This is a genomic window from Moorena sp. SIO3A2, assembly GCF_010672265.1.
GTDB lineage: Bacteria > Cyanobacteriota > Cyanobacteriia > Cyanobacteriales > Coleofasciculaceae > Moorena > Moorena producens.
The window spans coordinates 53,275-74,162 of sequence record NZ_JAAHHC010000032.1 but is presented as its reverse complement, the minus strand read 5'-3'; the positions used below and the strand labels follow the sequence as shown (position 1 = coordinate 74,162).

General features: G+C 43.0%; 25 protein-coding genes. 18 read left to right on the top strand and 7 right to left on the bottom strand.

The window, feature by feature from the left end:
- Window positions 1-160 precede the first annotated feature (160 nt).
- Window positions 161-859 (top strand): antA/AntB antirepressor family protein, encoded by a 699-nt coding sequence (locus F6K64_RS27395; RefSeq protein WP_287267010.1) that lies wholly within the window; start codon window positions 161-163, stop codon window positions 857-859.
- Between the two features lie 69 nt (window positions 860-928).
- Here the strand turns inward: F6K64_RS27395 and F6K64_RS27390 are convergent, their stop codons facing one another.
- From F6K64_RS27390 to F6K64_RS27370, 5 genes are all read right to left on the bottom strand, one after another.
- On the bottom strand, window positions 929-1,624 hold the full coding sequence (locus tag F6K64_RS27390) for a hypothetical protein (protein WP_287267007.1): 696 nt from the start codon (window positions 1,622-1,624) through the stop codon (window positions 929-931).
- 2 nt (window positions 1,625-1,626) lie between these two features.
- Complete coding sequence (locus F6K64_RS27385; RefSeq protein WP_287267004.1) at window positions 1,627-2,322, bottom strand: hypothetical protein; 696 nt, start codon at window positions 2,320-2,322, stop codon at window positions 1,627-1,629.
- 84 nt (window positions 2,323-2,406) lie between these two features.
- Window positions 2,407-2,712 (bottom strand): hypothetical protein, encoded by a 306-nt coding sequence (locus F6K64_RS27380; RefSeq protein ID WP_287267002.1) that lies wholly within the window; start codon window positions 2,710-2,712, stop codon window positions 2,407-2,409.
- An 80-nt stretch (window positions 2,713-2,792) separates the two neighbouring features.
- On the bottom strand, window positions 2,793-3,587 hold the full coding sequence (locus tag F6K64_RS27375; RefSeq protein WP_287267001.1) for a hypothetical protein: 795 nt from the start codon (window positions 3,585-3,587) through the stop codon (window positions 2,793-2,795).
- Window positions 3,584-3,886, bottom strand: a complete 303-nt coding sequence (locus F6K64_RS27370; RefSeq protein WP_287266999.1) for a helix-turn-helix domain-containing protein — start codon at window positions 3,884-3,886, stop codon at window positions 3,584-3,586. Before F6K64_RS27370 ends, F6K64_RS27375 begins: the two co-directional genes overlap by 4 nt.
- Before the next feature lie 808 nt (window positions 3,887-4,694).
- Here F6K64_RS27370 and F6K64_RS27365 point away from each other — a divergent pair.
- From F6K64_RS27365 to F6K64_RS27345, 5 genes are all read left to right on the top strand, one after another.
- A complete protein-coding gene (locus F6K64_RS27365) occupies window positions 4,695-5,174 on the top strand; it encodes a hypothetical protein (protein ID WP_287266998.1) in 480 nt (159 codons plus the stop codon).
- 14 nt (window positions 5,175-5,188) lie between these two features.
- Window positions 5,189-5,911, top strand: coding sequence for a hypothetical protein (locus tag F6K64_RS27360; protein ID WP_287266996.1), 723 nt, complete (start codon window positions 5,189-5,191; stop codon window positions 5,909-5,911).
- Window positions 5,912-5,951: 40 nt separating this feature from the next.
- Window positions 5,952-6,461 carry a hypothetical protein gene (locus F6K64_RS27355; RefSeq protein ID WP_287266993.1) on the top strand — a complete coding sequence of 170 codons (510 nt, stop codon included), beginning with the start codon at window positions 5,952-5,954 and terminating at the stop codon, window positions 6,459-6,461.
- Window positions 6,462-6,463: 2 nt separating this feature from the next.
- Complete coding sequence (locus F6K64_RS27350) at window positions 6,464-7,192, top strand: hypothetical protein (protein WP_287266992.1); 729 nt, start codon at window positions 6,464-6,466, stop codon at window positions 7,190-7,192.
- Window positions 7,193-7,266: 74 nt separating this feature from the next.
- A complete protein-coding gene (locus tag F6K64_RS27345) occupies window positions 7,267-9,333 on the top strand; it encodes an HNH endonuclease (protein WP_287266990.1) in 2,067 nt (688 codons plus the stop codon).
- Window positions 9,334-9,470: 137 nt separating this feature from the next.
- Here F6K64_RS27345 and F6K64_RS27340 read toward each other — a convergent pair whose 3' ends face one another.
- On the bottom strand, window positions 9,471-9,725 hold the full coding sequence (locus F6K64_RS27340; protein ID WP_287266988.1) for a hypothetical protein: 255 nt from the start codon (window positions 9,723-9,725) through the stop codon (window positions 9,471-9,473).
- A gap of 70 nt (window positions 9,726-9,795) precedes the next feature.
- Between F6K64_RS27340 and F6K64_RS27335 the strand changes: the two genes are divergently transcribed.
- The gene (locus F6K64_RS27335) at window positions 9,796-10,134 is read left to right on the top strand and encodes a hypothetical protein (protein ID WP_287266986.1); all 339 of its coding nucleotides are present in this window, start codon (window positions 9,796-9,798) and stop codon (window positions 10,132-10,134) included.
- A gap of 444 nt (window positions 10,135-10,578) precedes the next feature.
- A complete protein-coding gene (locus tag F6K64_RS27330; RefSeq protein ID WP_287266984.1) occupies window positions 10,579-11,364 on the top strand; it encodes a hypothetical protein in 786 nt (261 codons plus the stop codon).
- A gap of 109 nt (window positions 11,365-11,473) precedes the next feature.
- Here F6K64_RS27330 and F6K64_RS27325 read toward each other — a convergent pair whose 3' ends face one another.
- On the bottom strand, window positions 11,474-12,103 hold the full coding sequence (locus F6K64_RS27325; RefSeq protein WP_287266983.1) for a hypothetical protein: 630 nt from the start codon (window positions 12,101-12,103) through the stop codon (window positions 11,474-11,476).
- A 283-nt stretch (window positions 12,104-12,386) separates the two neighbouring features.
- Between F6K64_RS27325 and F6K64_RS27320 the strand changes: the two genes are divergently transcribed.
- The 10 genes from F6K64_RS27320 to F6K64_RS27275 all read left to right on the top strand — a co-directional run bounded on the left by F6K64_RS27320 (window position 12,387) and on the right by F6K64_RS27275 (window position 20,862).
- A complete protein-coding gene (locus tag F6K64_RS27320) occupies window positions 12,387-12,917 on the top strand; it encodes a hypothetical protein (RefSeq protein WP_287266980.1) in 531 nt (176 codons plus the stop codon).
- A 147-nt stretch (window positions 12,918-13,064) separates the two neighbouring features.
- Entirely contained in the window at window positions 13,065-13,268 is a 204-nt protein-coding gene (locus F6K64_RS27315) for a hypothetical protein (RefSeq protein WP_287266978.1), read from the top strand.
- Between the two features lie 156 nt (window positions 13,269-13,424).
- Entirely contained in the window at window positions 13,425-13,943 is a 519-nt protein-coding gene (locus tag F6K64_RS27310; RefSeq protein WP_287266977.1) for a hypothetical protein, read from the top strand.
- A gap of 153 nt (window positions 13,944-14,096) precedes the next feature.
- Window positions 14,097-14,534 carry a hypothetical protein gene (locus F6K64_RS27305; RefSeq protein WP_287266975.1) on the top strand — a complete coding sequence of 146 codons (438 nt, stop codon included), beginning with the start codon at window positions 14,097-14,099 and terminating at the stop codon, window positions 14,532-14,534.
- A 125-nt stretch (window positions 14,535-14,659) separates the two neighbouring features.
- The gene (locus F6K64_RS27300) at window positions 14,660-15,097 is read left to right on the top strand and encodes a hypothetical protein (RefSeq protein WP_287266974.1); all 438 of its coding nucleotides are present in this window, start codon (window positions 14,660-14,662) and stop codon (window positions 15,095-15,097) included.
- Window positions 15,098-15,237: 140 nt separating this feature from the next.
- The gene (locus F6K64_RS27295) at window positions 15,238-16,401 is read left to right on the top strand and encodes a hypothetical protein (protein ID WP_287266972.1); all 1,164 of its coding nucleotides are present in this window, start codon (window positions 15,238-15,240) and stop codon (window positions 16,399-16,401) included.
- A 12-nt stretch (window positions 16,402-16,413) separates the two neighbouring features.
- The gene (locus F6K64_RS27290) at window positions 16,414-17,325 is read left to right on the top strand and encodes a minor capsid protein (RefSeq protein ID WP_287266971.1); all 912 of its coding nucleotides are present in this window, start codon (window positions 16,414-16,416) and stop codon (window positions 17,323-17,325) included.
- A gap of 52 nt (window positions 17,326-17,377) precedes the next feature.
- Window positions 17,378-17,815, top strand: a complete 438-nt coding sequence (locus tag F6K64_RS27285) for a hypothetical protein (RefSeq protein ID WP_287266970.1) — start codon at window positions 17,378-17,380, stop codon at window positions 17,813-17,815.
- A gap of 151 nt (window positions 17,816-17,966) precedes the next feature.
- A complete protein-coding gene (locus tag F6K64_RS27280; protein WP_287266968.1) occupies window positions 17,967-20,135 on the top strand; it encodes a hypothetical protein in 2,169 nt (722 codons plus the stop codon).
- A 166-nt stretch (window positions 20,136-20,301) separates the two neighbouring features.
- Window positions 20,302-20,862: a 3'-5' exonuclease gene (locus F6K64_RS27275; RefSeq protein WP_287266966.1), complete on the top strand. Its 561-nt coding sequence runs from the start codon at window positions 20,302-20,304 to the stop codon at window positions 20,860-20,862.
- The last annotated feature ends 26 nt before the right edge of the window (window positions 20,863-20,888 follow it).

The window sequence follows — 20,888 nt, the reverse complement described above, 5'->3', positions numbered from 1 at the left end:
CCCATAGCAAAAACCCCCGGCCACCTGTAGAGTGACCGGGGTTTTTTCTTTCTGCATCGACAACTTTACCCTACAGTGCTATACTCATAGCAGAAGCGGGAGCTCCACCAAAGACCTCCCGCCTCCAAAGACCCAGACTGTAAGGATCCTTTCCTCTATTATGACTGATCTCAATCGCGATATCATCCTTTCTCACCTTGAATCCACTGAAGAGTTTATTATTGACTTTAATGATGGGTGGGTCTGGCTAGAGCATTCTACAAAAGGTAATGCTAAGCGACACTTTGAAAAGGCTGGATTTGTTGAAGGCATTGACTTTGAAGTTTTTATCCAAAATGATAAAAACCCAAAAGGGTCAAAAGGGGGGCGGCCTTCTGAAACCATAATGATGACTGTCGATTGCTTTAAAATGTGGGCAATGATGACATCGACAGCCAAGGGAAACGAAGTACGCCGGTGGTACATTCAGATTGAGAAAGAACTGCGACAGCTCAAAGCTAAACCCAAATCTCAATTAGAAATATTGCAAGAAGCAGTGAATCAATTAGTAGAACAAGAGCAGCGATTAAAAGCCTTAGAGCAAGAGCAAGAAGTTCAGCGCTTAGAGATCGAGGCTAACTGTGCTGAGCTTGATCGCTTTCGCAATGGGCACGGTTATTGGTACACCATTGTCGCGTGGTGTAATTTGCAAGGATTAACAGGGTACAGTTTAAGTGAGTTTAATTTGCTAGGACGACAAGCATCTGCTTTGTGCAAAAAAAGGAATATTAAACCAGAAAAAGTGAAAGACTCTCGTTTTGGCACAGTCAATTCTTACCCTGATTCGGTACTAAAAGATATTGACTTCAACTTAAGTTAACTAAACCCATAACCCCAACCAAAAACCCCAGGCTGATCAGCCTGGGGTTTTTGTTGTTAAAGTGCAAGTCTAGGGAAGGAGGTAGGTGTCCCCCGTGTAGTCAAAGAACAAGGTAGAGACAGAGTCTTCTCCCTCGGTGTTGGTATTAACGGACTGAAGCTTGAAGACTTTGCCAGTAGTGATTTCGTCGTATTTCCATTTGGTTTCAACGATGCCAGAAGATGGAACAGTGTAGTAGGTGGGATTGGAGAGAGTTTGCCATGTTTCCGGCCAATTCATCTGCTTAGCCTTTCGATAATAAAGCATGGCATGTTGCTTATGAACATTAGGCGAATTGAGCCTGGATGCGAGCAAAATAATTTCACAAAGACCTTCCGTGATCACTTCGAGTTTGACATCCATAAGGTCTCGATTGGTGCCAGGATTGTCTACGGTAATGGGTTGCTCCTCGAAATTCCAATAGAAGAAGTGGTTGGTAGGATTTGCATGCATTTCCGGGGTGTAGTATACCCGGGTTTGTAGTTTAAAGTCGTTGCCTTTTGTGATGCGGTCATCGCGCCAAGTGAATTCGGTATCATGTTTTGATTGGACACTCTTATTTTCGATCAAAGTCCAGTCGGTTGGTTCTGAAAGAACGGAAAGGCTTGCATGACCAAAAAGCATGCGAGCGGTATTAATGCGAGGGGAAGCCTTGTTAAAATCCAAGGTAACGATAACTTCCCCCTCCTCAAAGGAGAACTCAGAGATGTAAGCTTCATAGGTCATAGCTAAATTTCCACTTCATTTCCTTTAAAATCAAAAGCAAAAACCGAAAAGCTGTTGTCGGTGCCATCTAAGAAAGAGTTAGTTGCAGTGACTCTAAATTGCTTTTCTGAGTTTATATTTTCTGATTCCCAGGTTTTTTCTACGACGGGGTCCGGCCATGGAACCAAGAAAGAGGTTTCAATATCAGTTTCCCATGGACCTTCGACTGTCTGACCTTCTTTGGGTTGACAGTACAGAGTACTTTTCTCGGATTCAACAAAAACCTCGGGCATGCTTTCCCGTGGCTTCAGATAGATGGTCAAGACCCCTTCCCTGACTGATTTTATCTGAATTTCCAGCTTGTCGTCAGAGTCTTCTGGGTTTTCGACTTCTATGAATTTTCCTTCATAGTTCAAATAATAATGATGGTTGCTTAATGGCAAGTCGTGGTGCTTCTGGTAAGTAGTCTCAATGTGTATGTGAAAAATATGAGTGTCATTGATTTTCTGGTGATTAAAAGTAACATCCCCGTCTTGCATGCCGACGTGTTTGTTTGAAGCCAGTTCTTCCCATTCTCCTTGGGAAGCAACAGCCGGATTCCTCCATTCTAGTAATACTCCCGTTTGGTCAACACGACGTTCAAGATTCCTTAAACCCAGTGTAACGGACAGTTTCCCTTCTGTTATTTCTTTTTCTAAAAGTTCCGTATTGTCAGCCATCTTGATACCAAGTAAAAGACTTTAGCATTATACAAAAAACAACGGTCTTAAAGCAAGACCGTTGTTTCTTTTGTTGCTATTGGTTTAACGCGAGAGTCTTTTTAGTCTAAGTTGTCGCTCTTCCCACCATTTCAAGAACCCTTCCCCCGGTTCTGTCTTTTTCAGGTTGTCGGGGTCATAGTTTGAGATCTCAGGAAGAAGGCTTCGATAGTATTTCAACTCTTTAGAATTTTTCCACCGAGTCTCTGAATACTCTTTTTGTTTGCGTGGACTCAGCCCATCAATGTATTGGATAGTGTTTTTAGTTGTTTCAATTTGAGCCTCTACCCAAATTGAAAAGGCCAAGACATTTCGGCTGTTAAAAATTTGTGATAGGTTTGTTTTGGTCATTGCGTGCCTTAGGCATAAGTTGATCCCACTATGGAGATGGTAGCCGTCGGGGCCCATCTCCATAGTGGTTTTTCATTGGTTTAAGAGTAACAGGATAGCTCTATGTCAGAGGAGCTACTGGGAATCTCCCAATCGTTTAAGACTTCGGCTATTGATTCCTCTAAATCATCACAGGTTTGTAAGCAGTCGGCTACTTGACTATAAAACAGTAAGTACTTGTCTAAAGTCTTTTCGCCAAAGTAAGACTCAAACTCATGTACTAAAGAAGAAGCAGGCGGGTTACCTAATTTCTGGTTGATCAGTTCCTGAAAGTCGTCTTGCTTGACACCTATGATGTACTCGTTGATAGAATCCCAGAGGAGACTCAAGTCTTCCTTAGAGTAACGCTGTTTCTGAGTTTTCACATCAATCCACCCAAGACAGTAGGAATTAATGGACCGCCGAAGAGCAAAAAATTCTTTCAGCTTGGCTATCCGTTGGGGAACACTGACGGGCTTATTCTCCTGTAATAAATGAGGGAAAGGAGCACACAGCGAAACATCCCAGTGCAAGAATAAATCAACTTGGTCTTTTACTAGGTTGGGAAGTAGAGCCGGTTGAATAATATCCAGGCAGGGGTTTGTTGCTAATTTGAACATGGCTTTGTACAGAGTACAGTAGCGAAGTAAAAGATCAGCCCCCATGTAACATTTAAGGTCGTCAACGTTCTCTACTTCCCAACGAACCGCAATAACTTCCGGTATTGCGCCTTGGATAAGGAGGCAAGCGTTGTCCCAAATCTTTGGTACGTATTTGGGCGATACCCAGGCATTCAGGTCGGCTTGGATTGCCAATAAAGCAGAGTAATGCTGAAATCTGGTTAAGTCGTGGTTCATTCCGTGACCCCTTGGTGAGTTGTCTCTTTTATTATAGCACTGTTTTGTAAAGTAGTCACGTCATCTAAAAAATCCAGCAATGACTTTGGGATGTAGTCTTGCATGTATAAATTTTCTATTTTTTTGAGCATGGCAATGGTAGGACAAGTGCGTTCATTTTCCACGTGAGCCAGGAAACTCCTTGTCACTCCCAGCTTTTCCCCCGCCTGTTTGCGGGTGTACCCTAGAGCTTCTCTATCGGTTCGGATCCGTTTACCCAGTCCGGGGATGTCGATGTATTTGACTATTTTTAATTTCATTTTTCCGTCTCTCCATGGTGAGGTATTTGCCTGTAACTCCTATTGTTACTGGTATTTTCAGAGAAAGTCAAATTATTTTCCAAAAGTACTTGACACTCGATATCAGACTTGCTATACTGAAAGTGTCGAAAGGAAAAGGCAAGCGCCTCCTAACCAGTTAAAACGCTTGCCTTAGCCCCGAAAACACAGGGTCTGACTAGTATTATGAGCTAAAAAAGACCCTGGTACAGTACCAGGAAAACCGAATATGAACTACAGATTTATTTCGGTCTTAGCAGAATTTCTGCTTTGCACCCCTCTACTGGCCTCCTTAGTGTTTGTAATGTGGCAAGACTACAAGGCAATTAATATCAGAAAAAATTAAATCACCGAAAAGCTGACGCAAATTGGGCTTTCTGATTTTTGATTTTCTACTACTATTAAGCGCTTATGTAGGTAGTCATAAGCCTATGTATGGCCGGTCATAAAGGTCAAATACATAGAGTCAACCTTTATGTAGGTAGTCATAAGCCTATGTATGGTCGGTCATAAGCATTAAGTCAACTTAGTTTTTTATGTTAACCCAAAACGGTTACCAAACAAATTAATAAATAACTTAATGCTATGTCTGGCCAGACCAAGCATAAGGATTACCTAGGTAAAAACCTGAAGCTTATGTATGGTCGCCATACATAATATGACCGAAGGGGTCGGTCATAAGCAAAAAACAAGGGTAAAAGAAGCTATTTAGGCTCTAATTTTGTCATGCTACTGGCGTCTAAAAGTTAGAGCCTCAATAGCAAAAATTACTTGAGCGAGAAGTTGATGTATGAAATATATCAAGGAGCACGTAGAAACAGAGACCTTATTTAACCCGAATACGTTAGTCGTTATGACTGGCTCCTCCGGTCATAAGCTTCAAGTGTACTTGAATGAGGTGAGCCAAGAATTCTTCTCCTACAATCTCAAAGAAAAGATGACAAGAGAAGATTTGAAAAAAGTGTTTGGGTTTCCTAGACAAACAGTTTACGATTGGCAAACTGAAATAATACTTGGAAAGGCTAATAGACCGTCTTTTAGAGTCAAGTATGAATTCTACAGAAAGAACGGTTATAAATATGGAGCCAAGCTAAGAGGGCTTGAACTTCATCAAGTGTTTGTTTTATGGGTAATCTTTACCTTGCTAAAAACAACAAGGAGCTATAAGGAAGTGATTCCAAGGCTCGCAGCTTGTCTAGCAGTTTACTCTAAGGAAGAGTTTGATAGACAAAAAGAACTCAGATTTGTCGATTTTTCAAAATATAACTAACAGGAGAAACAACCATGTCTACAGTATCAGTCCAAGAAGCAATCGAAGAGCTAGCAACAGGAAATGTATCAGAAGCACAAGCGCGCGCAACGGTGTTAAGCGTCTGTGAACAGTACGGGATAGATCCAGTAAATGGAGAAATTGATCCTGACCTAGTGTTTAAAGCCGATGCAGGATTGACAGCGGTAAACGATAGCGCCCAAAAAGCATTGGAATCAGCTAAAAGCACTGCACTGACAACGGGTCAACCGATCAACCCTGCATCAGTTCAGCAACATGCAATTGAGTTAGCTCAACAGTCTCTAACCATGTCAGGGATTGATATGTTTCCAGTTCCCACAATGATTGAACTGGTAAAAGACGAAGTTGGTCAGATGGTTGATTTGGCCAATCAGATGAACCAAGTTCGGCAAGAGGCTTTCCTTACGCAAGACGCAAGGAACCGAGCTCAATTCTTCCAAGACCTTCAGTCTTCCCTGGATGATAGTCGCGAACAATTACTGCAAATCACATCTAAACCGGTGATCTCTCGAATGGTTCAAGAGTATTGTCGTTCTGCTGTTGAATTTGACTTAGAGAAAGTCAAGGCTGAAAACGCAGCTCGCTTGAAGGCAAAAAAAGAAGCCAGGCAAAAAGAGATTGAGTTGAGGGAGGAGATCAAAGAACAGCGAAAAGCTATCACCAAGGAAAACGTCATGGCTTATCTAGATGAATTAGAAGCAGAAGCCAACCAGTAAACAGTCGTTAATACCCCCCCAAATCTGGGGGGCTTATAAAATGTCTCGTACAATCACCAACAAAAAATTTACCTTTGTTGCCAACTGCATAGCAGTTCCCGGATTACTCAGCCTTAGTATTTTTTGGTACTTCAATTGGAAATTCGAAGTTGACATGTTTGCGGGTCTTCAAAAGCAGGACAGGATTCTTAAATCTGAAACTCGAGCTCTGGAAAAGAGGAGAGCGTTGGCAGATGCAGAAGCAAACAACATGATCAAAACCAACTATCGCGCCACTTCCATCAGCAACTACTATTACAGCCCAGAGCAAAACAACTATCCTCCTGCTTGGTTCCCAACGCCCCGGGCTCTCGAAAGAGCTATCAAATCAAAGCAAGGTGAAACCATTGTTTACGATGACAGCGAACCATACAAGTGCATTGGAGTCGTGACTTCTAAAGTCGTCAAAACCAGAGAAGGAAAACCTAAAGCAGTCTTTTTCTTTATTGGTTCTAACAATTCAATGGAAGCCCAATATGCTGTAAACCTCTGCAAAAACCACAACAGATAATCATGACTAAATCATCAAGGAATCACCCAGGAGCACGCAGACAAAGAAATGTAACTAAAGATGCTGCTGTAGATGCAGGAGTACATCATGCAGAAACTTACGACTTTTCTCGTAAAAAGAAAAATCCTATCAAGTTTCAAGGTACTGTAGATAAAATTCTTGACACTGTATTCTCTCTTTTCGCTACGATTTCAGCTATTTGCGGCAAGTTATTGTACAAAGCAATAATGTCTCCTGAAGCTCAATCGATTTTTGGATTCTTTCAATGGCTTTACTTTTTCCTCATCTCAATTGATAATTTCTATGTTTTATTCTCGGATGAATTACCGCTGGTTCCTAGTCCTGGCATTTCTGAATGGGTGGGCTTTGTTGGTTATAACCCACTTTCTTTTAAAGTCAACTTGACTATTTTATTTTTCTCTTTCCTAGCAATGGGTGCTATCAACATGAACCAAACTCTGCTGCTGGGAATTTGCTTTAACGAACGTGCTCAAAAAATGAGCGCAGTCCTCCGCTTCTCAGTTATCCCAATGGGTGCGGCAGCTTTTATCTTTGAATTTTGGCTGGCATTTCATGAGCGCCCATGCTTCCAAGAAGGTCAACCAGTAGCAATCAGTTTGTTACTTTTTGGCTACAACATCTTAAGTGTCCTGGCTATTTCTGCTGGTGCTCACTTCTGGCTAATCTCAATGGGTCAAGCCGAATCAGTTGGCAAGACTAAAAAAGCGTAAAAACAAAAAAAAACCGGCAGTGGCACGGACGGCTGCCACTGCCGGTTTTTTGAATTAATAAGGTTTTAATCATCATGGCACATTATCCAGAATTACGATATCTAAAAAAGCCCACAAATTGGTTACATAAGCGGATGGATTCCCTTGGCGAGAAAGGGTGCGATGAAAGAACAAGAGTTTGGGTGTCTGAATCACTTGGAACTGTTAGCTTTTTAGGGGGTGTAGCAACTGTTGGGTTTATGCCTCCAGTCGGAGCGATGGCTATAACATTTGGAGCCTGTTCCGTTTTGTGTGCAATGGCAGGGGATGCAATAACAACCGGAAAAATTAGAGCTTTTGCTGTTACCTTTGGGGACTTAATGGGACTAGCTGACAGAATGACCCGCAGCAAACTAGAAGAGGACGAATTTGGGGACCTCGTGCATGTAAAGAAAGAGGACGCCCCTATTCAAAAGTCAAGCTTAGCTAGAGCGGCAGAATTCCTAAGTCCAGAAGAAGCTTTTGAAGCTAATTTTCTAGAGTACAACAAGAGAGAGATTGCGCTGTACTTGAACAGTATTCCCCCATCTATAGACGAAAACGGAAGAGAAACATACGAGGCCAGGTTGGATGAGTACATCGAAATGTGCTCTAGTGTTTTTCATGATGAAGATTCAGAATATTACGAATTGCTGGATGCAATAGGGCAACAAGTTCCAGTATTATCTCAGCAAGTAACTCCGGTAGGTTACATTCCTCCAGCACTTACTCCTACTCGTTTGGTTCCCCCTACAGTGTTGCAAGAGCCTGACAATGACACAGTCCATCAAGTGCCCACGAGTTGGCAGGTGGGTGGTGGTCAAAACTTCAACAAACAAGTTGTAGAGTCTGGTTATCAGCGGATGATTAAAACCTGGCATGAATGTACTTTGACAGTAGCAGGCCAAGGAGCAGGAAAAACTGAGATGTACTTTTGGGTTACTTATTTGGCAGCTCAATTAGGTGTCAAAGTTTTCTACATTAACTTAGCCACCAAGCCACAAGATTTAGGACGGAAATGGGAAGGTCATACCCGATGCATTAGGACTGATTTAAGGAAAATTGCAAACCCAACTGATGCAGAAGCTGTAGTTAGTGAAACTCATCACCTGATTCAAGAATTTGATCATACTACTGGAAAAAAATTGTTGATAGTAGACGAGGGAAATATTATTTTCCTTAAAACTCATAAGTACGCTAAGCTCATGAAACCAATGGTTGAAGAGCTGACTGCCCTAATTGGAGACCTAAACTCAGCCGGTGGGAAAGAAAATGCTAGCGTGCATGTACTGGTTCAAGTACTGAAGGCTGGATCACTAACACAGAACATTCTTCCTATTCTTAAGAGTCTACGGCTTAACTTTATTACCGTGGCTCCAGGTCAATCCGCAGAAGCCAAAGACCGAGATCAGAAAATTTCAACTAATGCCCAAGCTCATCAAAGTGTAATTGATAACTATGGGTCTGACTATAGGAAAATCCCATCTGGTTTAGGCGATTCTCGGGTTGTTAACCTTGATGGGCGGTGGTCACCTTGCGGAAGTAAAGACGACTTAAAGATCCAAATACAAGATAGTGCTAGCGCAAGCCAACCTGAGGCTCAAAAAAAAACCGCTACGCCAAAGATGGATCGGGTAATCGAAGCTCTAGAAGACGGCGGGTTTACTGACCTGTGGACTTTTGCAAATTATCTAGAAATAGTAGATGGAGAGTCTAAGCGGCGATTGATTGCTCTAGTGGCTGATCACATTGAAAAGTACAATCTACCAGTCGGTGAGCAAGTCTCTGTATACGCAAAGGAAGAGGGGTTCAGTCGGTATGACGCTAGATATTCTCAACCTGACCTAAAGCAGAAGTTAAAAGATACTTACGCTTTAACAGGTAATAGATGCTGTATCTGCCAGAAAAAAACAGACTTAGAAGCTCACCATTTACGATACTTGTCAGGTGAGGACACTCCTGGGAAGAACATGGTTCCACTTTGTGAAGAGTGTCACGATGAAGCTCATAAGCCAAAAAATTGGGTATCTAATTCTGATGACATATGGGCCGCACACCAATTAGAACATTTTGAAAACAAGATTCGGATGGGATTGAACTTCTTGACCAGCCCCAGCCAGTAAATACCTCTAAGCTCATTACCCTCAGCCTCAGGCATTGCCTGGGGTTTTCTGTTTTTGGGTGATACTATGGGGATGCTTCAAATCATTGAAGCATCCTACCGTTTTTTGGGTGGAAAGTTCTGGAGGGATATCCCTTATTACAAGGACGTCTCAACGAGATGGTCCACTGCCACATCCCCACACTCAACATTCATCCCGCCATTACTCGGACTGATAGTCCTTACTGTGCCAGAGGGCTGCATCCCATCATGGATAGCTGATACTGCTTCCGTGGGAGATCTGACCTCTACTGTTCTTGGTTCCGGCCAGGAGCAGCAAGTTGGGTCATTGAGCGTTCGCGGAGCGTGGCCAACGGCCAAGAATCCCCGCGTCTTTAGACCGGGGAGTGTCAATATGGAGCTTCCCTCTCTTGACAACTGTACATTAAAGTTGTATACTGAACTAAATACAGCAAGGAGACTTATGTCAAAAGCCAAAATAGAAAAACCAGGAAAAATATCAGTATCAAGAGAGTTGTGTTTGTCTGATACTGCATGGGAAAAGTTTGACGAATACTTTAGTTGGGGAGGATCCAAACTCAGTTTTAGTATTTATTTTGAAAAAAAATTTTGGGACAAAATTAATAAGGAGAATGGAAACTTGCCACACTCGGTAAAATCGGTTCCGTTCTCAGATAAATTGTGGAAGTATCTAGAACAGATGGCAAAAGAAAAAAGAATTGAAGTAGATTCCTTAGTTGAGGAGCTTTTACTCGGCTTTTTGGAAGCGGAAGCGGAAGCGGAAGCGGAAGCGGAAGCTTAACACTATTCACGCCTACCAAAAACCCCCGGTCGTTCTACAGGTGGCCGGGGGTTTTTGGTAGGGTTTCGTCCCGGGGAAATTTGACACTTAAAATCGCTCAGTATTTATACCTAATTCATTTGACTCCTTAGGAAATTTGACACCTAAAACCGCTGAAAGCTTTACTCTGTAACGGTTTCGTCCTTAGGAAATTTGACACCTAAAATCGCTGAAATACAGGCCACCCAAAAGGGATAAAAGGAGTGCGAAAAAAACGTTTTTTTGGGGCTGAAACCTTTGATGTCTATAGCTTTCAAGGGGTGCGAAAAACTTTAGTTCTTTTTTCTTGCTGCTTTGTCCTGAGAACTGTAATCTACAGTGGTATAATCAAATAAGAGCGAGAGATACTTACCACAGCCTCCCGCTCTTATCACCAACTTGCACATTGACAATTACATAAATATTATGTCAAAAAGAGCCAAACGTCAACCAAATGAATACGTAGCTCCCATGGTTATTATTCCAGGATTGGAATTAGAATGCTATAAGTTACTAGGTGATAAGAACTATCGCTATAGCCTTAGTGGTGCAGCTCGTAATTATTGGGTTAAAGATTTAAAGCGTATAGCTGAATTATTAGCCTCTAAAGAATTTAAGTCACTCCCTGATTTAGACTTAGAAAAACTTTTGATTTGGGCTGAAACTAAAGGAGGGGTTCAAAAAATAGCCTCAATTACTTCTGATTGTTTTGTGGAAATAGGTTTTCATTTTTTGTGTTCTTTGTCTTTCAATAAAGCAAATAAAGATCGGATGATGCATATTCGTGGAATATTGCGAGCATTGTCAGCTTCTAAACTTGATGACATGGCTGCTCAATTGTTTGGAGACCAAGTTAACCCCATTGAGTCATTTAAATCTCACCTTCCAGGGCTTCAACTTTTGACCGATCGCTTAAAAGCTGAAAAATGGGAAAAAGGGAGTTTTACCGTAAGTCAGTTCTTGGTGCATGTAAAAGGGAAAGACCCCAGTGAATTACCTTTCACTGTTCAGACCCTTGGACGGCGAGCTAGTGAGCTAGGAAAATGCTTAACCTTTAAGCTTCCTATCAAGGATCAGGTTGAAGTTGTAACTAGTCAAACTGACCTGTCTCGGACTAAGAAGGTGCAGGCTACTCAGTACTTTGATGAGTGGTTGGTATGTCTAGAAACTGCTTACCGGAGTTTGATGCTTCAGAACGGTTTAAAGCCATAATGTAATCCTAACGATTAACCCCCGGCCACCTGTAGAGTGACCGGGGGTTTTTATCTTTTGCAGCGATGGCGTCAAGGCTCACCATGCCCGTAGCACGACTGGTAGTAGATCAACTTCCGGCTATTGTCGTAACCTTAAGACTTGCGGCAGTATCTTGAACAGCCGTAACTGGATCTGTTACTTTGGCTACCTCATCAACCTTAGTCACTCCAGTTACAGTAGTTACAGTACCTACATCCACTGCGTCTGTTATTTTGGCTACCTCATCAACTTTAGTCACTCCAGTTACAGTAGTCACAGTACCTACATCCACTGCATCTGTTATTTTGGCGACTGTTACGGGACTACTAATCTTGCTCACTTCAACAGCTCCAGAGATAGAAACTGATCCGCTTGCTGCCCCAGATGAAGCCGCATCTGCCGGATCTAGGCTGACATACATAGTGACGCCCATACTGTCGAAGGATAAGGTACCTGATGGGGTCTTGCTGACTCTGCAAGAGTGATCAAACCATACATTAGTGACCTTGTAACCATCAGCCTTTGTTAAAAAATCTTGTTCCCCTGTGGCTAGCTCATCCTCACTAAATGCCAGGCTACCAATATGGAGGACATCACCCGGCTTGATATTGAGCCAATGACTGCGGTAATCAGTATGCCTTTCTCCGTGTACTATCTCCAGAGGTAAGGGACGTAATTCCTTAGACCCTCCATTGTCGTATTTTATGATTACTTTCATTTAAACCCTATAACTACTGTAATTACAGGGTAATCTAATTTCAGTTTCTGAGGGGTTGACACTTTAATCTACAGTAGTTATACTAAAAATGAGACCGATACAGACCGCACGAGACACCTTGGTGGTAGTCAAGTGTCCTGTCGGTGTTTATTTTGTTCTTTTGGCGATCCATTATTGGGTCGCATTTTTTTTCCAGATTATTTTAGTTTTTTCCGGGCTGACACTGTAAAGTAAAGTAGTATATAATAGATAAAGAACAAGATGAACTCACCAAGGAAAAACCATGATGCTTCAACTAACCGGACCCAGCAGTCTCAAACGCGCATCTCTTGAGCGCTCCCCAGACTTCAAAGGCTGGTTGAACAGCACTCGCCCAGAAATCTTCATCACAGAAAAAAACTTAGAACTATCGGATACCTATGAAGATACGCCTAAGGGGATCGTGCAGTGGTGCCAATTCGTGTACTTTGGGGAAGAAGACCCCCAAACGATAGCCTTTTCCTACGAAGTTCCAAAGTTCTACCCCTTAAATCCTAATAATGGCCGGATTCCGTTAGTAGAAGGGGAACACCTCCCAGGGCAATCTCAGTACCTTGCCGACCTCTTCGGCATGCGGAACGTTGCGCGACTGGAAAAGAAGCTTTATTTTGATGGCTGGCTTGATGGGCGTCCCACTTGCACGGTGAGCGAGCACCTTAGCGAGGATAACGATCGCTCTATCACGAAAAAGTGGGCTTGGCGTAGCAAAGTTACTAGTCAGGTGCAATATTTACAAGTGCTCTACCGCCGAAAAGTTTTTGCCTGTAACCTGTAATCATTACTGTCTATAGCTTTTAGCCTTTGGTACTGTCCAGGGGCTTTTTTTTTTATAGATTATTTTTTATTTTTTCCGGGTTGATGCTGTGAAGTAAAGTAGTATATAATAGAGATAAGAACAAATAAACACACCGAGGACAACAACATGGCTAAGCGCACCAAATCAACCAAGATTTCCAACAAAGCACTAGTGAAGGAGATCCTAAACTGGGCTGACGAACAACTGGCCGAGGATATAGCAAATCAGGCCGCCCGCATAGAGAAAGGTATAGACCTAGATTTTCCCGACCTGTCTGATGGACCAACTCAAGATGACAATCTGACTGACGACTTCCTGAGCAACTTCTAGGCAAGTCTCAGGTGGTGGTACGGACAACTGCCACCACCTGGCTCTACAGTCCCCAAAATATTTTTCAAAATATTTTATTTCTTCCGGGTTGACACTGTAGAGTAAAGTATACTATAATAGAGATAAGAACAAAATAAACACACCGAGGACAACAACATGGCTAACATCACCACCGCTCAAGAATTCGCAACCAAGTTCCAAGCTACTGGAAACCTAGATTACCTCTCCAAAGCAGTCTACGCCATCATCAAAGACTCTCCCGAAGACTGGACAAATAACCGGAAAGTAGCAGCGCTCCAGCTACTAGCTGATAAGGGAGTGGTACTAGAAGGAAACCTAGCCAGCCTGATTCTTTCCGAAAAATTCATCACAAAGCTCCAAAACGAAGCCAGCGAGCGTTACGAGAGCTTTAAGCTCAGCATCCGGTTTGAATTCATCTGGGTCGAAGGACGGGCTTACAACACCCAGGTGCCAGTCCTCAAGCAGATTGTAGAGTTTGTCCCCTTGACTGAGACTGAAAGCCCTATATATGAGTCCTGGCAGTCAGCTAAGAGCTTCTGGCAAGATTTTATTTTCGACAAAAAAGGCCACAAGCGCAGCGCTAACCGGGTTCAGGCAATTTTTGCAAAGTATCCCACTCAGGATGCGTTTCTAGCCGAAGAATCTGACGACTAACCTTTAGCCCCTGCGGGGGCTTTTCGACCCCTTCTAGGTCATCCTAGAGGGGGTGTTTTTTTATAGATTATTTTCTATTTTTTCCGGGTTGACACTGTAGAGTAAAGTATACTATAATAGAGATAAGAACAAAATAAACACACCGAGGACAACATGGCTAACAACAACACCGCTCGCACCAACAACTTCATCCAACAGCTCAACATCCAGCAGCTCAACCTCTCTCTAATCAGCCTTTGCCAAAGCCACAACGAAGAAGAGCGCCACTCCATCGACTACAAAATCCAGGTCAAAGCTACCGGCATCCTCAAGCACGGAGGCGACCTTGAGAAAATCAGCCGGAAACTAGCTGACAGCCAAGAGTGCCTGGAGTACGCGCAGAACAGCAAGAAGAAAAGCGACTGGGAAGATATCCCATTCTTCCAGGGACGGGTTAGCAAGCTCCAGCAGCAGGTTCGGGAATTAGACCAAAAGACCCGTCAAGTCAAGCAAGAGTACGCTGAAGCGAAAGCTGAGCTAGAGGCTAACCGGAACTACTCCCACCAGTTGACCCGAGCCCTGTGGGTTACCAGCGAAGAAGTTGAAATCTAAGAAATGGCACCAGGGGGCACCATGGCCCCCTTAGAAAAAAAAACTTTTAAAAACACTTGACATAGTACTGTAAAGTAAAGTACTATAGAATTAAGAAACAAAATAAACAAGCCGCTTACAACACCATGACAAGAAACAGAAGCGCCCGCTCTAATAACTACGTCCAGCAGATCGGCATCCAGCAACTAAACCTAAGCCTAAATAAAGCTTGTGAAAGCCAGAACGAAGAAGAACGCCACGACTTAGATTATCAGGCTCAGGTCAAAGCTACCGGCATCCTCAAGCATGGAGGAGACTTAGAAAAAGCGAGGCGTAAACTAGCTAACAGCAAAGAGTGCCTGGAGTACGCACAGAGCAGCAAGAAGAAAAGCGATCGGGAAGATATTCCCTTCTTCCAGGGACGAGTCAGTAAGCTCCAGCAGCAGATTCGGGAGTTAGACCAAAAGACTCGTCAATTCAAAAACGAGCATAAAGAAGTCGAATCTAAACTTGATGAAAACAGAAAACGAGGGCATTGGTTTTCTCGTTCAAAGCGGAACATCAGCGAAGATATAGAGCTTTAAAATACTCCACAATTCAAGAACCGAAAAAGCCCTCAGTAATACTGAGGGCTTTTTTTTACAAAAAGCTTGACAAAGCACTTCAGAGTAAAGTACAATGAAGATAAGCAACAGAGAAATAAGTATTAGGACTAGATTATATTATGAGTAATTTAAATTTAGATTTTGAATTAGTAGACGTAGGTTCTTCCGATCGCCCTGGAGTCAGGGAGTGGATGAAACACGGTGACACTCTAAATCTATATGCTGGATTAATCAACAGGTACAATTTAGATTATGGAATGGAGAGACGCCTTTTGATAGACGAAAACCTGAGTACAAATCAGCTCTCGCTTCATCCAGAATTGGCAGAAAGTCTTAGGCAGGCAGTCGGGTGTGAGTTGGGTCCATTAGATAGCCCAGAGCCAGAGTTAGATAGCCCAGAGCCAGAGTTAGAATTACTTCCAGACAATTTAAGCCCTCATCCATATTTGCCATTGTACAACTTCAGCGAACTATTGACGGATGAACTGACGATAAACGAATGGATTAAGTCCAATCGTGGAATTGCGACACTTCAGTTACTTTCTGAAAAGTTCGGACTTGAAACTGAAGCGACATTAGAATTTACCTTAATTAACCAGTACGGAGTGCAGTGGGCAGAAATAAATATCATAAATAGCTACATGCTCCTACTGCACAAAGGAGATATAGGAGAAGGAGAAACTGTTAAAATCCTCCCGATTAAGGGTAAGAAACAAAGAAAAAAGAATAGGGTGGAGTTTCCTGAAGGATGGTTGAAGGTAAGAGACATCCGTCACCTAGTCAAAAAAGAAACAGGAAAGCTAATTACTGGTCAATTTGTAAACAAAATATTAAGGAATAAAGGCTGGCAAGTAAAAGAAGGTAAGAAATGGGTACTTACAGAAGCCGGGAAGAAGTACGGGGCAGGGAAAGTAATAAGATGGGATACTGACATTGTAGTAAAGCTAGTAAAAGAAGAATTAGGCGGTGAGACTCCTCGCGTAACAATGAAAGAAGCGATCGCTATAGCCAAAGAAAAATTAGAAGGTCAGATTACGCCAAGGACAATAACATCACAAGCGGCTAACATCTTACTAGAGTCACTACAATTGCAATACAGAGGCATAATCAAAGGCAGAAAGAACTCCTCAAGGGTTTGGCTCCCAACCGAGAATAGTGAAAAGTCTGGTATAGGAATACTGAAAGGACGGCTAATGCACTGGGAGGAGTCAATAATAGAGGACTACTTGATTCCCTATTTCCTGGGGCAGCAGCCAAGGCTTAAGCTTGATTCAGCGGCTTAATGGAATTCTTTTATGGACACAAGGAAAATCTTAGATTTAGCTGAAGAGTACAACGACGCGATCGCAACACTAGAACAAAAAGCTATTTCCCGATTGGTCAAAAGTATAGAATCCAGTTATAGACAGCTGTCCAAAGAATTCCATAAAAAATATCCAAAATTAAAAAAAGCGTCTAATATTCTCCCAGCGCAACGGCTGCAACTTATCCAAGGGGAGCTAGGTGACTTGCTTCAAGTTGTCAAGCCTCAAGACAAAGAATCAGCCATAGAATCCCTGACTGGGATGATAACAGAGGCTGACAGGCTAGGAGCAGAAGAGACGGCTGAAATAGTCAAAGCCATAGACCCAGATTTTAAAGCCCTGTCTTTTTCCCGTGTCCCTATTACTGCGGCGGCTATTGCTGCCGATCAGTCATATCAAAGATTGCTAGGAGGGGGAACTGCGTTCGCTGAAAGAGCGTCAATTATAATATCGGAGGGAATGATACAAGGGTTAGGTAACCAGCGAGTGGCTGCTGCTCTGAAGAAATCCCTAGAAATTACCCGACGTCAGGCCGAAAGAATAGCCCGGACAGAATCAGCTAATGCTGCGATCGGGGCTGCAAAGGTGGCTTATGCGTCATCAGATATTGAATATGGCATATGGCTTACATTGCGTCAAGATGTCTGCGCTTGGTGCGTGGCTAAATCTGGCAAGATTTATAAAATCACCTCGATGGTTATTCCCCAACATTTCAACTGTCGATGCTCTATCATGCCGGTTACCCCCGAATGGGTTCGCAATGGGTTAATCGACTTTGACGCGATCGACACATATTCTGAGGCTTTGGCTGTCCGAGAAGGTCGAAAGCAACGGACTGACCTGGCTCCGTTTGAGGTGAAAGTACCAAGGGAAGTATCTCGGGAAAGGTTAGCAAAACTTTAGGCTACAGTGTTAGAATGAGGTAAAGTAAAACCCCCTCACCAAGGTATGCCTAATGATTGCCAAATTATTTAACTGCACAAGATATCCTATTAAGCTATATTCTCAAGATGCTTTTGAAGATTTAACTTTTGATCATGAAAGAGACTATGGTATATTCTTCACTGCATCAGGTATTGCTTCCGGATACTTTTTTGATGTGCTGTGTTCTGTTGCTAATTATTCTATAACTTACGAATTGGTTGCTACTGGCGAATCTGTTGATAATATTCCCAAGTTCAGCCCTACAAACGTTCATGAGCACGGGTTACCAGAGGAATTAATGAACAAGAAAGATGTGGGGTTCATTGTGTCAAAAGACATGTTTACAAGGGCTAAATTGTTACAAACTCCGAACAGTCATAGACTATTAACAACCTCTATTATCGTACTGAACGCAAAGAACAAGCGAGAATGTTTAGGGCATGCCGGAATAATCGAAATTCCAGTATAATTAAAGTGCCTTTAGTTTAGTTTAGTTATACGCTTCTTTCATTTATCAGCCAAGCCATATTGAGCTTGGTTTTTTTTTGGGCACCTGCTGTTTTAGGCTAAAGTTTAGGCAATAAAGCACTTTAGTCTACTTTAGTAGAAGGAGGGGAGTCATGGTGTCTGTACTGCGCCAGCAAATTTTTCAAGTTACTATAGCTGACACTCTTACCTTCACCAGTGGAGATGGATTACTCATAAGGTGTAGCGCATCCATTTCAGAGCAAGATAGGGCGAGTCAGTGCAGTGTGGAGTTCTTTGACTACAATTCCCGTATAGCCAATCTGTTGATGTTGCAGTTTCAAGATCAGGGTGGCATATTGACCCCGACAGGGCTATTGGAAGAACTCAAAAAGCCCAATACCCCAACAGTGGGAACGAATGCGCCAGCCGCAGATTTACAAGGGGATGATTTAGCCAAAGCAATAATTAGAGAGTGCCTGAATCAGGGCATTACTCAGCGGGAACAGATAGCCTATGTTTTGGCTACTGCTGAGCATGAGTCAGGAATGGGTAAGTACAAAGAAGAGTTGGCTAGTGGGACAGCCTACGAAGGGAGGCGAGACCTGGGCAACACGCTTCCGGGAGATGGTCCAAGATACAAAGGCCGAGGTCCGGGTATGCTTACAGGGCGCATTAATTATGGAAACTGGGGCGATAAGCTAGGGATAGATTTGCTAGAAAAACCGGAGCTGGCATCTGAACCCAAATACGCTCTGGTTATATTGACGAAAGGAATGAAAGAAGGTTCCTTTACTGGTCGAAGTCTTAGTAACTATATTCGTCCTGGGCTGGTTGACTATGTAGGAGCCCGCAGAATAATTAACGGAACCGACAGAGCTGAAGCGATCGCGACACTGGCAAGAAACTGGGCCATCCGATTGAGTAATGGTGAGTTTGCCCTGCCTTCTCCTACTACCAAGAGGTCAGCGGCAGAAATCTTTGGGAAAGTGTCGGCCTCTGCTACTGACCCGTCCATCGCTCTTCCAAAGCTGGACGGTCAAGGGATAAAGTTCAGAGTGTCGATTGGCTTCACCGATACCTCTTTGACTACCTTTGATTATTTTCTGACTGGCCTAAAGTCTGATCACCACAATGTCACTAGGTTAACTGGGAAACAACTTAGGTTTATCCTTGGGCAAGAAGAGAGGAGTAGCCAAGTCATTCACAATACGAGCCTCCGACAATTAGCCAAAAGAATCAAAGGCAATTCCAATATCCAGGTAACTGTCCCAAAAACTGCTAACAGGATAGAGCAGCTGATTCAGTTAAATCAGAATAATTATCAATCTTTAGTTAAATTGGCTCAGCGCTCTGGCTTTCTTGTCAGAGGTTCAATTGACTCAATAAAAATAGAGCCAATAACGATAGGAGCAAATACTTTTGAAATTAGCAAAAGTCAACTACTTAATAACTCATATTGGGGAGACAATGCAACAACTAACAGATTGATAAAAGGGCAACTTAATACTAACTCTTCAGCTAAAAGCAACAGTGAGATTCTTGATGATCTAAATGAAGATATTCAAGACATTCAAGCGGGCATCCAAAAAATAGATTCAGTGATAGATGAAGGTAAAGGGATAGGCAAAGGATTTAATGGTCAGTTGTTGGTTGATTCTTTTAGGCTTCCAGGGATACTCAAAATAAAGCCTGGTGACTTGATTAGGTTATCTGATGAGTTTATATTCTCAATGCGCCGAAAGTATAGAGTATCCGAGGTCAGTCATACACTAGGGATAACGACAATAGACATCTACCTACCGGTGGCAGTTAAAGCAGCAAGGAAAACCGTTCCTATCACTTCCGGAGAATCAGGCGTAACCAAAACTTTCACTGAATTACCCCCAACCTGGCGAACTCCTCTCAAAAAAGGTGAAAGGATAGCAGGTTACCCCGTAACTTCCCCTTTTGGGTTGCGCACACACCCAGTGACTGGCAGAAGGCGATTACATGGCGGTGTAGACGTCGGAGCACCTAAAGGGACTCCTTTGTACGTAATTGGGGACAAGATAACCTTAAAGCGCTTTTTTGACCGTGCAGGAGGGGGAAACGTGGCTAGGTTCTCCTGGGGTGTTTGGACTTTCGACTTTTTGCATTGCCACCTGGTTGCGCCAGAAGGTGAGTACGAAGCAGGTGCTCAGATTGCCGTAGTTGGAAACACAGGGGTCGGGACTGGGGCCCACCTCCACTTCACCCAGCGGCTGACCGAAGAGTTTACGGAGAAAGTGGACCCTTTTCGTGGTTACGTTTATTGGGCTTTAAAAGGAGTTCCACCTAAATAAGTTGTTTACGTGTGGTTATGTTTTTGTTTGGATATGGTTACGTTTTTCATTACCTATTATATATATGAAAAACGTCGCCACACTAATCCACACAGGAATCCCTGAAGTGCTTACGCTATAATAGATGTAGCGATTTAGCCTGTTTTTGTTGTTATTGTCAATAAAGATGCCTATTGAGATTGAGGAGATATTGGTGATTGACTTAGAGGCAACCTGTTGGCCGGACTCAATACCACCCAAGGGAGAGATCTCGGAAGTTATAGAGCTAGGAGTATGTCGATTGAACGTGAGCACTGGAGCAATAAGTGACAAGCGAAAGGTGGTGGTTAAGCCAGCAGATTCAAAGGTCAGTGATTTTTGCACAGAGTTGACAGGGCTTACTCAAGAACAGGTGGAATCGGGCATAGGCTTTATGGCGGCGATGGATGTACTGACAAAGGACTACCTTTCCCGAAATCACGTCTGGGCCAGTTGGGGAGACTATGATCGTGTTCTCCTTCAGCAACAATGTGAAAGGACTTACATTGAGTACCCCTTTCGACAAAAGCATCTGAACATTTCAACTCTTAATGCGATCGCGTTAAATCTCAAAAAAGAGATTGGGATTTGCGACGCACTTCTAGCTTACGGGTTAGAATTCGAGGGGCGTCTCCATAATGGAGCTGACGATGCCTTCAACTCTGCTAGGGTGCTGGGTCACTTGATCAAACTATTACAAAAGGGCTGAAAATCCTTGTATGGAACCTGTTCGCT